The organism is Intestinimonas timonensis, assembly GCF_900626145.1.
Taxonomy (GTDB): domain Bacteria; phylum Bacillota; class Clostridia; order Oscillospirales; family Oscillospiraceae; genus Intestinimonas; species Intestinimonas aquisgranensis.
Window position 1 is genome coordinate 454,892 of sequence record NZ_LR130817.1, and the last position, 13,094, is coordinate 467,985.

General features: G+C 49.8%; 18 protein-coding genes. 2 read left to right on the top strand and 16 right to left on the bottom strand.

What is annotated here, in order from left to right:
* Window positions 1-36: 36 nt before the first annotated feature.
* Together E0E29_RS08455 and E0E29_RS08460 are read right to left on the bottom strand one after the other, a co-directional pair.
* Window positions 37-954: a hypothetical protein gene (locus E0E29_RS08455; protein WP_130849507.1), complete on the bottom strand. Its 918-nt coding sequence runs from the start codon at window positions 952-954 to the stop codon at window positions 37-39.
* Between the two features lie 121 nt (window positions 955-1,075).
* Entirely contained in the window at window positions 1,076-1,537 is a 462-nt protein-coding gene (locus E0E29_RS08460; RefSeq protein WP_130849508.1) for a hypothetical protein, read from the bottom strand.
* A 178-nt stretch (window positions 1,538-1,715) separates the two neighbouring features.
* Here E0E29_RS08460 and E0E29_RS08465 point away from each other — a divergent pair, with 178 nt between their 5' ends.
* Both E0E29_RS08465 and E0E29_RS08470 read left to right on the top strand, forming a co-directional pair.
* Window positions 1,716-2,102, top strand: a complete 387-nt coding sequence (locus E0E29_RS08465; RefSeq protein WP_130849509.1) for a helix-turn-helix domain-containing protein — start codon at window positions 1,716-1,718, stop codon at window positions 2,100-2,102.
* Window positions 2,103-2,153: 51 nt separating this feature from the next.
* Window positions 2,154-2,750: an ImmA/IrrE family metallo-endopeptidase gene (locus E0E29_RS08470; protein ID WP_130849510.1), complete on the top strand. Its 597-nt coding sequence runs from the start codon at window positions 2,154-2,156 to the stop codon at window positions 2,748-2,750.
* Window positions 2,751-2,783: 33 nt separating this feature from the next.
* Here E0E29_RS08470 and E0E29_RS08475 read toward each other — a convergent pair whose 3' ends face one another.
* From E0E29_RS08475 to E0E29_RS08535, 14 genes are all read right to left on the bottom strand, one after another.
* Window positions 2,784-5,834 (bottom strand): DEAD/DEAH box helicase family protein, encoded by a 3,051-nt coding sequence (locus tag E0E29_RS08475; protein WP_130849511.1) that lies wholly within the window; start codon window positions 5,832-5,834, stop codon window positions 2,784-2,786.
* Window positions 5,835-5,945: 111 nt separating this feature from the next.
* Window positions 5,946-6,434 (bottom strand): hypothetical protein, encoded by a 489-nt coding sequence (locus tag E0E29_RS08480; RefSeq protein WP_130849512.1) that lies wholly within the window; start codon window positions 6,432-6,434, stop codon window positions 5,946-5,948.
* A complete protein-coding gene (locus E0E29_RS08485) occupies window positions 6,415-7,233 on the bottom strand; it encodes a hypothetical protein (RefSeq protein WP_130849513.1) in 819 nt (272 codons plus the stop codon). Before E0E29_RS08485 ends, E0E29_RS08480 begins: the two co-directional genes overlap by 20 nt.
* A gap of 65 nt (window positions 7,234-7,298) precedes the next feature.
* Window positions 7,299-8,033: a hypothetical protein gene (locus tag E0E29_RS18695; RefSeq protein ID WP_242622436.1), complete on the bottom strand. Its 735-nt coding sequence runs from the start codon at window positions 8,031-8,033 to the stop codon at window positions 7,299-7,301.
* Window positions 8,034-8,047: 14 nt separating this feature from the next.
* The gene (locus tag E0E29_RS08495; RefSeq protein ID WP_130849514.1) at window positions 8,048-8,617 is read right to left on the bottom strand and encodes a hypothetical protein; all 570 of its coding nucleotides are present in this window, start codon (window positions 8,615-8,617) and stop codon (window positions 8,048-8,050) included.
* Window positions 8,614-9,579: a hypothetical protein gene (locus E0E29_RS08500; protein ID WP_130849515.1), complete on the bottom strand. Its 966-nt coding sequence runs from the start codon at window positions 9,577-9,579 to the stop codon at window positions 8,614-8,616. Before E0E29_RS08500 ends, E0E29_RS08495 begins: the two co-directional genes overlap by 4 nt.
* A gap of 2 nt (window positions 9,580-9,581) precedes the next feature.
* A complete protein-coding gene (locus E0E29_RS19020; RefSeq protein WP_278045151.1) occupies window positions 9,582-9,716 on the bottom strand; it encodes a hypothetical protein in 135 nt (44 codons plus the stop codon).
* 84 nt (window positions 9,717-9,800) lie between these two features.
* Window positions 9,801-10,364, bottom strand: coding sequence for a hypothetical protein (locus tag E0E29_RS08505; RefSeq protein WP_130849516.1), 564 nt, complete (start codon window positions 10,362-10,364; stop codon window positions 9,801-9,803).
* Window positions 10,365-10,415: 51 nt separating this feature from the next.
* Window positions 10,416-10,646, bottom strand: a complete 231-nt coding sequence (locus tag E0E29_RS08510) for a hypothetical protein (RefSeq protein WP_130849517.1) — start codon at window positions 10,644-10,646, stop codon at window positions 10,416-10,418.
* A gap of 12 nt (window positions 10,647-10,658) precedes the next feature.
* On the bottom strand, window positions 10,659-11,012 hold the full coding sequence (locus E0E29_RS08515; RefSeq protein ID WP_130849518.1) for a DUF2493 domain-containing protein: 354 nt from the start codon (window positions 11,010-11,012) through the stop codon (window positions 10,659-10,661).
* Between the two features lie 32 nt (window positions 11,013-11,044).
* Window positions 11,045-11,287 carry a hypothetical protein gene (locus tag E0E29_RS08520; RefSeq protein ID WP_130849519.1) on the bottom strand — a complete coding sequence of 81 codons (243 nt, stop codon included), beginning with the start codon at window positions 11,285-11,287 and terminating at the stop codon, window positions 11,045-11,047.
* 107 nt (window positions 11,288-11,394) lie between these two features.
* Window positions 11,395-11,688 (bottom strand): hypothetical protein, encoded by a 294-nt coding sequence (locus E0E29_RS08525; protein WP_130849520.1) that lies wholly within the window; start codon window positions 11,686-11,688, stop codon window positions 11,395-11,397.
* 9 nt (window positions 11,689-11,697) lie between these two features.
* Window positions 11,698-11,994 carry a hypothetical protein gene (locus E0E29_RS08530; protein WP_130849521.1) on the bottom strand — a complete coding sequence of 99 codons (297 nt, stop codon included), beginning with the start codon at window positions 11,992-11,994 and terminating at the stop codon, window positions 11,698-11,700.
* Between the two features lie 97 nt (window positions 11,995-12,091).
* Window positions 12,092-13,036: a DUF932 domain-containing protein gene (locus E0E29_RS08535; protein WP_130849522.1), complete on the bottom strand. Its 945-nt coding sequence runs from the start codon at window positions 13,034-13,036 to the stop codon at window positions 12,092-12,094.
* Between the last annotated feature and the right edge of the window lie 58 nt (window positions 13,037-13,094).

Below are 13,094 nucleotides of genomic sequence, written 5' to 3' on the forward strand. Positions count from 1 at the left end.
TTTGTTGCTATCCAAGAACTAAATGGCCGAAGCCATTTAGTAGAATAGTTGCTTATAGAGCTTGTAGTCTCTGATCCGGGCTGTGTGCTTGACCTTGCTGGACAGATCCTCACAGAACACCTTAGACGCAAACTCCGGGTCTTCCAGATTGAACTGGGTACTCTCGCATTCCAGCAGATGAGCACGGTAGAATATACCGGACTGGTGTATTACGTTGTACCGTAGCGAGTAGGCACCGTCCATCAGGGTATTCAGACGATTTACCAGACCCTGCATCTTAGAGACGTTGATCTTGCTGTTCCGCTCCGTCCGAATTAGGTTATCTGAATAGACATAGGCACGGAAGATTACGCCTCTGGCCTGCTGGTAGTATCCCTCTGCATCCCTCAGACGCTTGAATATCTGCAAGATTTCAAACGGCATCTCGGTCTTCTCACCGTTTATCATCACGCCGTCATCAAGCACATCTTCCTTGGGGAAATTGATGATCTGCTCTTCGGTCAATCCAAACCAAGCCAGGTAAAGAATTACAGCGGGCAGGTCAAACAAGGTTTCATCGTAGCACTCGGACACTTTGATGGAATCCTGGATTGCCTGGTGGAGCATACCCAAGTTCTTGTAGTATTGCACTCCGCTGGTCTCGTTGATTTTCAGGTCGTCCACAGTGACGGAGGCCAAAATGCTTTCCTGTTCTGCCGGCAGCACGCCATTGGCAATCAGGTATCGCACATAGCTCATCACATGGCTTTTATAGTTGAAGAAAATGCTGGTGTGACGAACCCTCATGGAGTTGAACATGGACACATACTGTTCCTTAGTAAAGCCATTGTCCAGCGATTGGCCTGTCTGCTCTTCATAGGCCAGAACCTTTTTCCAGGCGATATCAAAGTTTTTCTTGACGCCTACCTTAGCATAGCCGCCGTCCGGGTCTTCAAAGAATTTGTTACGGATCATATTCCCCTCTCCAATCCGTTCAAATCATTTTCTATGTTGCTATCTTACCATACGTAGCTGAGATTGTCAATAGCAAACAAGAAAATTATTTGCGAAATTTTTCGGGGACATCCGCTTCGCCTCACTCTGTCGCCGGCACGTCCATCATATGCTTACACAGGAACTCACGATCCGTTACGGACAGGGAAGAGAGGATTGTCAACAGCCGATCCGGGCCGGTCACGATCTTTCTCCATTCCGTATAATGAGCTTGCCACACACCGAGCCAATATTGAGCAAGGCCGGTAGCGTCTTGGTTTTGCTTGAAAAACCCATCCAGCAAAGCGATAATCTCTTCACTGGACGCTTCGAGAGGACGCTTGATATCCTTGCCCTTCCCATGCGCAACCAGAACCAAGCGTGCGCCTTGAGCCAGCTGGACGTTGAGGTAGACATAGGCACCAGAGGACGCTGACATCTGTACGGGGAGGACACCAGTGTACGGGAGCTTAATGTCCGTCTCGCTGATACTCCGCATCCCCACGGCGCTTACATCTAAATCATATTTGCCGAAGTTTGCTGCCATACTGTTTACGATGTGCATTTTTACGCGCCTCCAAATAAGTATTAGGTTGACTAAACTGAAAACGTGTGATATGATATAATCAACTTCACGAATATGTTCGTGTCTGGCATTTACTATACCAGCTTGTTTTCGTGCTGTCAAGTGCTTTTCACGAAAAAATTCGTGACATTCAAATTCTCTGTTTGGAGGTTGTGTTATGGACTCTGTCATTTTTACAAGGATTAAAGAATTGTGTGCTGAAAATAACATCACAATCAACAAACTGGAATACGAACTTGGTATGAGCCAATATTCTATTGGAAGGTGGAAAAGCTCTACCTCTCCAACCATTGATAAAATCTCCAAGATCGCCGAGTATTTCCATGTCTCCATTGACTACCTGGTAGGCGCTTCTAATGTGCGCTCTACTGCCGATACCATGCTTGGCGACCCCGACTATATTACCCTCCAGCGAGCCAGAGAGCGCATGACTGAGCAGGATAGAAACCGCATGATGGGTATTCTGAAAATCGGATTTGACTACGCTTTTTCCGATGAGAATAATCCGCAGCAGAAGAAGTCCGTTTTATTGGACACGGAATAAGTTATAATATGCACCCATGATGTCTCCGCGTAGCGAAAGGAGGGCAAAATAGTGAGGAGTGTTTTTGTACAGCGTAAGGTCTTGGAGCTTTACCAGGACATGGATTCTGTATCCTATCCTATCCAACCTGAATTGCTCTTGCAGTGCATCCCCAAAAGCTGTCGCATTTTGTCGTATCAGGAAATGGCCGAAGTCACTGGATGCACTGTCCAAGACGTTGCCGTTCTATGCAAAAGCAATTCTGGAGCGACGCACTACGATCCAGATACAAACCGTTATCTTATTCTCTACAATGCTGAAATGAACGCTGGCCGTATCCGGTGGACTTTGGCGCATGAGATCGGCCATATCTATATAGGCCATCTGGAAGTCATAGAGGGAGCCGAAATCGCCTACAATGAGCAAAGGGGCTTCTATGACCAGTTCGAGAGCGAGGCAGACTACTTCGCCTGGAATTTACTTGCTCCGCTTCCTATCCTGCGTGAAATGGGTATCCGTTCCGCTTCTGAGATCAAGGCAACATACGGGCTGTCCAATCAAGCGGCAGCACTTCAATTCGACCGATACACAAAATGGTGCAGAGGCCATGTCAAAACGGCATGGGAAAACGGAATGCTTCGTATATTCCGCAGTAAGTACATGGCCTAAATGAACCGCCCTCCGAAGAGGGCGGTTTTATTATTAGCTGATCTTCTGCTCTCCCCAAGAGATTTTGAAGTTTCCGTCCTCGTCTGCCTCACGAGACATCAGCAGGCTCATCAGGTCATAATCCACGCCAAAGCGGTCATACACCTCATCCAGATCTACGTCCTGCCCCTTCATGAAAAGGTTCAGTTTCTCTTTGGCGAGCACCATTTGCATCTGGTTGGACTCAATGCTTCCAGAGTAAGTAACAAAGTAGATGTCTTTCCAGTCCGTAGAGGTAAAGCGAACAAACCGCATATAGAACTGGCTCATCCGCGCATTGTTGTAATGCAGCTCCGGGATGATAACTTTGTTGACGAACTCAAAGTTGACAGAGGAGGGGAGGCACTGCTGGGTACAAAGGAGAATGCCGTTTCCGCTTTCTTTCAGAGTATTTTTTAGCTTCCGACGTCCGGCCAGAGTGGTGGTAGAGCCGGTCACGACAAACAGCTTCCGATCCGGGAATCTTCTGCGGATTTCATTAGCGTATGCTTCCACTACGTTCTTATGGCGGACACCAATAACTACAATCTCATCCTTCCATTCGCCCACCATGTCACAAACCTTCCGAATTTTGACCGGCGTATTCGGGCTGTCGTATTCCTCTACAGTGTTGGGTGCAGCAGAGATACGGAGCAACAAAGTAATCTGCTGGATCAGCGCCATCATGTTATCCTTGCGACTATTCCCGGTAAGGGCGAAGTATCGCTGGCGCATGGAGAAAAACTCTTCCATGGCCTTTTGATAGACTTCACGCTCTGCAGGAGCAAATGAAACTGGGGTTTGATGAAGTCTACGTATCTCTTTGCCGGTGATCTCCGCGAAAGTCCGGGTGATGACCGAGTAAGAGAGGAGCTTGTTCAGGACATCCGCATTGTAAATGTCCTGGGTTTTCTTACCCACTCCGAAAACGGTGATCCGCTCAGGCAGATGGGATTCAGCGAACAGACTGTATCCAGCTTTATAAGCAGGGAAGGGCTGGCCGTAGTAAGGATTACTTGAACAGTTCAGATATTCCTCGCTGTCATCCTTCTCATAGCAATACAGATCTTCTGCCCAGGAGAGCATATTGTAAGAGTTGTTATAAAGCAGCTCAAGCTGAGGCGCACATTCCGAGATGTTGTTCCGGGTGACAGTGCCGGTCATTTCCAGCTTAAACCGTACTCTCCGAAAACAATCCAACACAGCCTTTGTGCGCTTGCTATCCGGGTTGGTCATCTCGTCGGACTCATCGAACACCAAGCACACATTCTGGTTCCGCATTTTGATATGGCGCTTGATCTGCTTACGGTACTTGGTAAGCATATTCAGGGTGATGATAACGAACTCCCCATCCTGTACTTTGTCGAGGTCGGCGAGGCACTTTATCATCCGGTAGTTGGTCATGCCATAGTTTTTGAACACCAGATCCCAGTTGTTCTTGATGGAGATAGCAGTGGACACCACCCACACGTTACGAGCGCCCTGACGCTCCATCCGATACCGGCCTGTGGAGATGCCGGCCAGCGTCTTGCCACCACCCTGTTCCCACTGCAACAGATGATAGCGCTTCTGAAGAACGAGGTTCAGGTCGTGCTTCTGGGTGTTATTGAGGTGAATCCACTCCTCGTTCTCATTATCATAAACGGTAAAGTCATCCAGGAACTGAGCGATCCCGGCGTCCTGTTCCATCTCGGTAAAAGGTTTCGTCTCTCGCTCATAGTCGCGCTGCTTACGACGAATAAGGCGGGCATACTGCTCAAGACCTGTATCATCCGCTTGTCCAGAGGCAAGGGCATAGAAGGGAACGAGCTGTTTCATGCCGTCGCTCATGCTGTTCTGCGCCTTTTTGCTGTACCCTTTGTAAATCAGCCCTCCATTCTGCTTGACCAGTCGTACCACATCCTGGCTGGGCTTCTTATGCTGAGACTTGATAACACGACGAAGATAGGCCAGTACCTTAGCTTCCGTGATACGGATTTTTGCCCATTCCTCATACTTCATATCCTTGGGCTGTTCCTGATGGCGGAACTTGTAGAGATATTCCTGACACTTGGCATATTTGTCTATCAGTTTGGGGTTGGACTTGATATGGAACATCAGCTTCCGCACTTCATACTCGAACGCATTATCGCTCCCACCCATCGACGCCAGCTTAACGCGGGCACTATTGCTCCGCATCCGCTCTCTGGCCGGGGCAACGATTTCCTTACGAACAATCTCAAGCAGTCCTGCCGCGTTATTCATGTCGGTCAGATTAAACCAGTTGGCGCTGTTCAGAGCATAAGGTTCTCCCTTGTCGGCGGCGTCCAGCTTCTTCTGCCAAAAGAGTATCTTGGTAGCGTAGCTATCCACACCAAGAGATTTGAACGCATCCTTCTGAATGGAGACCTGACCCAGGAAAGAGAAATCTTTTGCCAGTTCGGAAATTTTCGCGCCGTCCAAATATTCGTCGGCCAGGAAAGACGCCGGCACCACAATCGCCATAATGCCCAGAGGCTTCAGCAGCTTCGCCGCTTTCAGGCAGTAGTACATCTGAGAGATGATCTCGCCATCCTCCGTCTCCCATTTCAGATTGAACGGAGGGTTGCCCACTACATAGTCAAACCGCATATTCGGCTGATAGAAACGGATATCACGGTGTTCCAGATTAGCGGCAGGGTAAAGGTAGTGTGCTACTTTGTGGGACTTGATGTCCAACTCACAGCCGTAGAAGTTTGCCTCCAGCGGCATGAAGTTACAGAAGTTGGCGATGCCAGAGGTGAGGTCTGCTACCGTTTCGTCCATAGCAGGGGACAGCGCCTCCATGATAAACTGGCAAAGAGCGGGAGGCGTAAAGAACTGACCGTTCTCGATCTCCTTCTTAGCCTCCGCATACTCATGATAGTTGGCAAAGTCAGAGCGTTTTAGGCCATGCAATCCACCGTCTCCGGTATAGGCATTATAGATATCCTCGCGGGAGATCCCAGACTGTTCGGCCAAATCCTGGTCTACCAAATAGAGGATCTTGTCGTTCAGCTCCTGTCGGGCTTCCTGGGGAATCGGTTCGTTAAGGTATTGATACTTCATTCTTTCACCTGCTCTATCTTTCTTTTTCTGGAGAGAGGCTTTTGTGCGGAGTCCTCTCAGAACCGCGCCCCTCACTTCTATTACAGAAAGAAAAGGGGGATTGCTAACCGGTCAGGCTCTTTTTCTTACCTGATACCACTTTGTAACGCAGTCTCCAAAAAGCGGGCAGGCGCGAGAACAAGGATAATTGACGATCTTCTTTTCATCCAAAAGACAGGACATACTGTCTCTGGAGGCTCCAAGATCAATCTCACTTTGCCGGAGCAATTTATCCGTAAACCCATTGACATACCTGTTATCATCTCTCACTTTGGCTAACTGGAATAGGGTGTAGATACGCTCCGAAAGATCGGGGTCATGTGTGGCATATTGCTGAAGAAGCTGGCGCAGCTCATATCCGGGCTTGTCCGCGCCTGCAATATAATCGAACAGCGCCTCTCTCAAAATCATCTCCATCAGCTTTCCGGTGTAGTCTTCCTTCGGGCAAGCGCACTCAGCGCTCATGTATGCAGCGATAGCATCCAACGGCGGAGCATTTTCGCCCGCGAGTTTGCAATGCCCCTTGCAGCACATGATGATATTACAGGTTCTCTGTTCCATAACCTGCCTCCTCTTTGCTCAGATAGTTTCTTGTAGCCCTCGCTACATCCTCCAAAAAGCGGCCCCATTCCATATTGCATTCACTTGCCGGCCATTGGTGGAAGTCCCGAAGCATAGGCCAAACTGTGGCGGAAATTTCCACATCGTTCAGGAGTTTTACCAATGGTACAAAATTGGTAATCCTCAGCCATGCGTGGCAAATATACAGCACCCGTTCCTCCATGTTAGTGCGCGGATCAATCTTTCCGGTGAAGCGAGTTTCCGAAAAGTAGTCGTTGTGCTTGATATACAGGTCGTCACCTTTTAGGAATAGCTGGCACTGACATATTCCCTCAAAAGGGACAGAAGCAAATTTCCTAACACCTTTGATTTCTTCCGGCTTGGGGAGCTTGCCGCCTGCGCAAAGCACTTCATATTCCGATTTCGGAAAAAGAAACTGTTTGCAAAACGCAGCCGGATTAGATAGGGTCTTAGTGATTGGAGCAACCAGCGCCCCGGATTTCCAGAATTGATACTGGCACAAGTCGTACCACATTCCGTCGCCGATATCTCGGGAAAGCATCGCCAAACAGATGCCCGCCGACGTGTTAAACCTGAGAAGATAAACGGTAGAACCTTTGCGTTCCGCCGTTTTACAATCGTCGGCGGCAGCAAGCATCCGCTCAATGTACTCCACATGAGATTGGTCGGTATGTTCCGTAATTGTGGCGTCCGGGTAGCTCTCCTGGGCTTTCTCTTGGGTGGGATAGTAGAGCAGCAAAGTGTGGCTGTCTGCGGTTTGCACCTTAAACCGTTTCAAAATTATCACCTCCAAAATTTTCGTCTCCCGCCTTAATTACAGACGGGAGACGACGGATGCTAACCTCATCTCTCAATAGTAGCGAGAAGATTTTGGATATGAGCCATTTCTTTGCCCCGTTCCACCGTTTCACCCCAGAAGCAGTGACCGCAGTATTCCCAAATACCATTCGGCCACTCTCCACCGACCTTACGGAAAGTGGCATAGGTGCTCCGCCATTCGCCGGTCTTTTCATCCAGCTTGCTGGAGTACGGCTCGCCCATCTGGGAGCACCGGGTACTCATACAAACAGGTGGCAGACAATCCATTGCATTGTCCACTACGGCCTGAGTCACAAAGTCACCGGGCTTTGCGGTGGCATAGTCGAAGTCATCCTCATCTATGACTTCCTTTCCGTCCCAGACCTGCTTGGGCTTGGGAGCGATGGTGGACACGTCCAGCAGATGAGCGCCAGGGATATTCCGCTTGACCTCCCACACCTCATCCATGTCGCCAACCAAGTTATACAGCTCCTTATGGCTATGGACGACATTCAGCCGTGACCCAGGCAGGTTATTGGCCTGCTCCGGGAGAGGCACGCCATTGACAGTAGCATGGTAACTGGCAGTGATGTAGGAGATCACCTTGAGGAAGTCCGCCAGATTGCTCACACTGCTCATAGCCTCCATAAACTCAGGCCAAGTATGGTCGCAGGCTCCAAGGCCGAAGCGTTCCATTTCAGCCTTGTCGCCGTTATATTCCTCGGAAACGATATAGCTGTCATTCAGATCGTTCCAGAAAATCACTTTCCGTCTGGTCATAGTATCCTCCTCTGTTAAGGGCGGCACGGCAGCAGAAATGCCGGCTCGTCCCAGTTGACACTATCTTGCTCGTCACGCCCGCACCGCTTATATACCAGCAAGCACGGATACGGAGTCCGCATTGTGTCGCTGCTCCCCATATAGATGTTACGATACGGCCCAACAGCCTCCAAAATATCCAGATAGCGATAGGCATCGAAGTAACTCGTCATAGGAGCGCCGTTCTCGTCCTTAGTGGTAACGGTAATCTTCGGGAAAAGAGGCTTCCCCAAACTCTTCATACCTCTCCACTCACGGATGATCTTTTTGCAATCATCCACAGTGGGCGGCGAAACAACCAACGGAGCATTCGCGTCCTTGAGATAGTCCTGGACGTACTTATCATACGTTTCTGTCCGATCACCTACGGGGATTCCCTCGGGCTGTTCCGTAAACAGCACCACCATGGTTCCATCTGTTATGGCAAAATGCTTCTCGCTGGGATGAACACCAGCCAGAGCCTCCGACTGGATTTCGTCATATCGGGTCTGCTCCCGCCCTACAATCCGTTGCAGGGCGGAGAGCTGCTTCTTTGTCAGCTTCATGCCGGGTTCCTCCTCAAATACTGTTCCACAAACTCCTGGACAAAAGCGGCGCTGCGAAACTTGATATCCACACGACCATTTTTGAACAGCTTGATACTTTTGATCTTGTTCATGTGAGCGATCTCAAACTGGTTTTCCTGAGTATCGTATTTGAAAAGTTCCGGGAACCACTGTGCGCCACCCTTGAACTTTCCAACCTCGTAATGTACCAGCGCATCCAGAATGGTCTTCAAGGACTGGCTGGGCTTATACTCAGAGACAGGGTTGCTCATCCACTTGTTTTCATCACAATATACCCACGATCCAGTCAGACGGAGCACATCGTTCTTGATCTCGAACTCTTCCTCATACTGATCAGAACGCCAGTTTCTGTGATGAGACGTATCCCAGCACAACCGGAGAAATTCATTCATGGCTCGCTCCTGGAATGAGAATCCGCCCAGCTGCACAAAGATCTCATCCACGATCTGTTCATACCGGAGAGGGAGAGTACGTAAGGACTGTTCAAACTTATCCTTTTCGACCTTATAGGCGTCCAGCTCCTGCCGATAAGAGGCGATCTCGTCTTCGCTCATGCTTCTGTATCCACCCCAGGGCAAATTCGGCTCCTTCGGGCCGGTGGGAATGAGATGCTCCTCAATCTCGCGCTCGTCCAGCTCGACACTGTACTTGCGGCTGAAATAATTGACGACAGTTGAAATGAATGTGCGGTTTCTCTTCTTCATGGTGTCGTAAACACCGTCTACGTTGCAATCACCGCCCACATACCGGTCGATAAAGTCTTCGTCTGCGGTCAGGATTCCAGCCTGCTCTGCCTTGGCTGCGGCCATCGCCTCAGCAACCTTCTGGAGCGCCGGCCCAGCCTTATCAAAGGCTTCCTGCTGGCGGAGACAAAATGCCTTGTCATCCTCGGAAATTCTGTTGTCCGCCTTGATCTCGACGGCGGAGAACTTCTCCATCAAACTCATCTTTCTTCCTCACTTTCATTTTTGTTGTATCTACGAACAACGGTATCGGAGTATTTGTTGGCGTGCCTCACGGCCACGTGTTCCAAAATCAGCTTCACGGCCACAAGGACAAGCCCAAAGAGGATTTCCATATCAGCCACCTCACTTTATGGGGTGAGGCTTTTTATAGTGGAGCCTCCCAGACCACTACATTTTCAGAATGAAACTACTATTTGCTAACCTTCCGCCCGAAAGTTTTTGTTGAACTGTTCCTTATAGGCAGCAACGCCGTTCCAGTCATCATACACGACCTTTTCCGTCTGATCTCCCAGCTGGAAAATCAGGTTGGGTCTCGGCTCTCTACCATCCTCCGGTACCCGGCGCTCGCCGCACAGATACCACTTGGCAAAACGCTGGTTGGCGTGTACCTCGCGCAGATAGTAACGATGTGTCTCGACACCCCGGTAAACCTCTCGGCCTGTTCCGTCTTCGATGCCGACAAACATAACCTTGATGACTTTCTCAGGATTGCGTTCCAGATCGTTGTACCAGGAATTTTGAGAACACTTCATAAACCACTCGTCGCAGACCTCAGAGTGTTCCAGCTTTGCGTGCTGTTCGATATAGGCCAGCCCCAGCCGGTCGAACTCATCCTGTTTCATGAAGGACTCTGCCACGTGTCCGGCGTCATCCTGACATATCAGCTTTACACGGTCTGCCAGACACGCCTCGGCGTTCATTCCGACGGCATTGAATTTTTCGTAATCCTGTGGGGTTATGACAGCAACCGTAATCTTCATACTGCTACCTCCTTATACTCAAATCTTAACGGTTCCACTCGGGCTATCCAATCAGGGGTTCCGTTCATCGGCAAAAACATAGTGGGGAGAATAGAGGCTCCCAGCATTCTTGATGTAGTATCTCTTTCGGTTGAACGTGATGTACTGTCTTCCGCCATCATCTATGATCGGCCTTAACTTTTCTGTAATACCATCAGAAACAAGTAGCTTTGCATAGGGGAGAACTCTCTTGTTCCCAAATATCGGAATTGTGTAATCGCATATTTTCTTAATGACTAACATATCTCTGTCTCCTTAATATCGCTTGACCCGCACTTTCAAACCGTACCTCTTGGCAAGCTCGATCATGTGCTTGGTGCCACGACTTTCACCGTTCCAGAATGCGGCCAGAGCGTCGGCGTTCTGTGCCATCTGCTCATTGCGTAGGTATCCAGCTCGCTTGCCGTATAATTTCCACTGGGCGGGGTAATAGTCAATGGCGTATCCCTTTTCCATGGCATACTGTTCACCCAGCGTATCAGCACCCTTGGCCTGTCCACAAACAACGGTGATCTCATCCGTAATATTGCAAAGCAGTTTATCCATGGTCGCTTTCAAAAGCTGGTAGTCATCAAAGTCTCGCCCTCCGGCGATGATAACTCGAAACACATTGACCACCTCCTCACTATATTTACAGACCGTTAGTGTTCCTTGCTAACCAAAGCAATCAACTTTTCCAGCTGCTGTGCGACTGGATCAGTGATCGTCACCAGTGCATAATCCCGTTTGTAGTAAGGTTTACGGTGCTCTTTATCAGTGTACCAGCGGTATGTATGAATGTTGGATTCCGCGTACTCCCGTCGCGCCCAGGCTGTTATACGTTCCACCTCGGCAACAAACACTCCGCCGGATTGACTGTTACTCTTCCGATAGACTCGGAACATATATCCATACTCACCCTGACCTGCAATACTCGAATTGGCCTGCTCATCCAAAGGAGCGGGACGTTACCGCCCCAGCTCCACCAGCTCATAAACATACTTGGGGATTTTCATGCCACATCCTCCTTCTCAAAGTAGAACGGGACGCCGGCTTGGAAGGGATAAATCGTGAAATCGTGGTCGCTCCACACTCGCATTGCATGACGGCAAGGCTTATCCTTGGGAAGAACAATCCGCTTCTTGCCGCCAAACATGATTTCGATATGATCGTCGGCGTATCGGTTCTCAACTTCCAGCAGCTTGAAGATATAGGACTTTGCGGTTTCCTTGACTTCCATGACATACCGATAGGCTTGAAAGACATTGCCATCATGCTCGGATTTGTAACGTCCAGGCCGTAACATAAACACACCTCACTTTTGAATAACTAAGGGAGTATAGAGCCTCCCGTCTTGAATATATGAGCCATCGTTAATGAACTCGAATTTGGTAGCATGGACTCTATTGACCTCGGCCATAACCTGCTCCCAAGTGAGGCTCCCACGATCAATGTAGATTTTCCAAAGAGCGCCGCCACCGACAAATTCATACTCTTTGAAAATTACATGAGGGAGACAGCACATTTTCAAACAGGTATCCAGCCGGTCAACATCTCTCTGGTTCTGATATTTAACGACCATCAGCCGTCGCTTTTGGCTTATGCGTTTCATATACTCACCTCCACACTGTATTTACAAATCGTTCTGTAATTTTGCTAACCAAAAAAACGAGACGGGATAGATTTCTCCATCCCGTCTCGTTCTGTTCTTATCGTGCGCCAACGCCTGCCAGCAGAGAGGCCATCTTGTCCATCATGGCATGGCCATCCATGATTCGGCCCCAGTTGTTCTCCTGGTAGTTGGAGGTCATGCGGCGGGGAGCGGTATGTCCAACCATGTCGCTCATCGCGTTCAGTGCGCCCCAGGCAGTCCCCTTGAACTTGAGAATGTCCGGCGCAAAATAGCAGATCATGTACTCTTCACGGGCTTTCGTCGCGTTCCGCTTTTCACGCTCGCTCATATCCTCCGTGGCCGGGAACATCTCGTCCAGAATTTTGGCGATCTGCTCATCGGTGACGGTCTTGTTCACCATCTGGTCGGCGTACACAGCCAGCTTGTCCATGTACTTATTCGCCATGTCCAGACACATCCGCGCCTCCTGGAGCTTGGCCTGAATGTCGCCGGTATGCCGGACAGACCACGCACGCTTTGCGCCGTTCAGTGCGATGTTCAGAGTGTTGTTGCAAACCACCCGGATAGGCGTCATACACACGCGGATAGCGCCGCTGCCGTCGTGGGTGTTGGAGAAGCACAGATACGGCTCGGTCTTATCGCCGACGATCTCCGTATCGGGCAGTTTTGCCAGCAACCAAATCTTCCGGCCACCCATAAGGCTTCCCGCCGTCTCATAGTGAACCTGACCCTCTCCGCCAATCAGAGCGTCGGTGAACGCAAATGCCTCCGCATTCTGCACCACCTGATACCGGTCACTGACCACGCCCAGCACCGCACCGTCGCTGCTCCGCACATTAGCGAAGAAGTTATCCACCTTGCGCCCGCCGCAAACCTGAATGGGCTTGCGCTGCACAGTCCAATCCAGACCAGCCAGCCGAAGTGCATCGGCACTGGTCGGCGCTTCCTCAACCTGAGTACCCAGGCCATGCCAGGGTTTCTCGCGTCCAGCATAGAACATACTCTCAACATTCGCAGACATTTTTACGTACCTCCTAAATTTTGTTCTCGTTTGTTTTTTCTCCGGTCACTATACTTAC

Excerpts from the sequence above, each read along its gene's own strand:
- E0E29_RS08525 (WP_130849520.1), bottom strand. The coding sequence starts at position 11,688 with ATGTTACGGCCTGGACGTTACAAATCCGAGCATGATGGCAATGTCTTT.
- E0E29_RS08520 (WP_130849519.1), bottom strand. The coding sequence starts at position 11,287 with ATGTTCCGAGTCTATCGGAAGAGTAACAGTCAATCCGGCGGAGTGTTT.
- E0E29_RS18695 (WP_242622436.1), bottom strand. The coding sequence starts at position 8,033 with ATGACCAGACGGAAAGTGATTTTCTGGAACGATCTGAATGACAGCTAT.
- E0E29_RS08465 (WP_130849509.1), top strand. The coding sequence starts at position 1,716 with ATGGACTCTGTCATTTTTACAAGGATTAAAGAATTGTGTGCTGAAAAT.
- E0E29_RS08475 (WP_130849511.1), bottom strand. The coding sequence starts at position 5,834 with ATGAAGTATCAATACCTTAACGAACCGATTCCCCAGGAAGCCCGACAG.
- E0E29_RS08505 (WP_130849516.1), bottom strand. The coding sequence starts at position 10,364 with ATGAAGATTACGGTTGCTGTCATAACCCCACAGGATTACGAAAAATTC.
- E0E29_RS08510 (WP_130849517.1), bottom strand. The coding sequence starts at position 10,646 with ATGTTAGTCATTAAGAAAATATGCGATTACACAATTCCGATATTTGGG.
- E0E29_RS08480 (WP_130849512.1), bottom strand. The coding sequence starts at position 6,434 with ATGGAACAGAGAACCTGTAATATCATCATGTGCTGCAAGGGGCATTGC.
- E0E29_RS08495 (WP_130849514.1), bottom strand. The coding sequence starts at position 8,617 with ATGAAGCTGACAAAGAAGCAGCTCTCCGCCCTGCAACGGATTGTAGGG.
- E0E29_RS08460 (WP_130849508.1), bottom strand. The coding sequence starts at position 1,537 with ATGCACATCGTAAACAGTATGGCAGCAAACTTCGGCAAATATGATTTA.
- E0E29_RS08455 (WP_130849507.1), bottom strand. The coding sequence starts at position 954 with ATGATCCGTAACAAATTCTTTGAAGACCCGGACGGCGGCTATGCTAAG.
- E0E29_RS19020 (WP_278045151.1), bottom strand. The coding sequence starts at position 9,716 with ATGGAAATCCTCTTTGGGCTTGTCCTTGTGGCCGTGAAGCTGATTTTG.
- E0E29_RS08535 (WP_130849522.1), bottom strand. The coding sequence starts at position 13,036 with ATGTCTGCGAATGTTGAGAGTATGTTCTATGCTGGACGCGAGAAACCC.
- E0E29_RS08530 (WP_130849521.1), bottom strand. The coding sequence starts at position 11,994 with ATGAAACGCATAAGCCAAAAGCGACGGCTGATGGTCGTTAAATATCAG.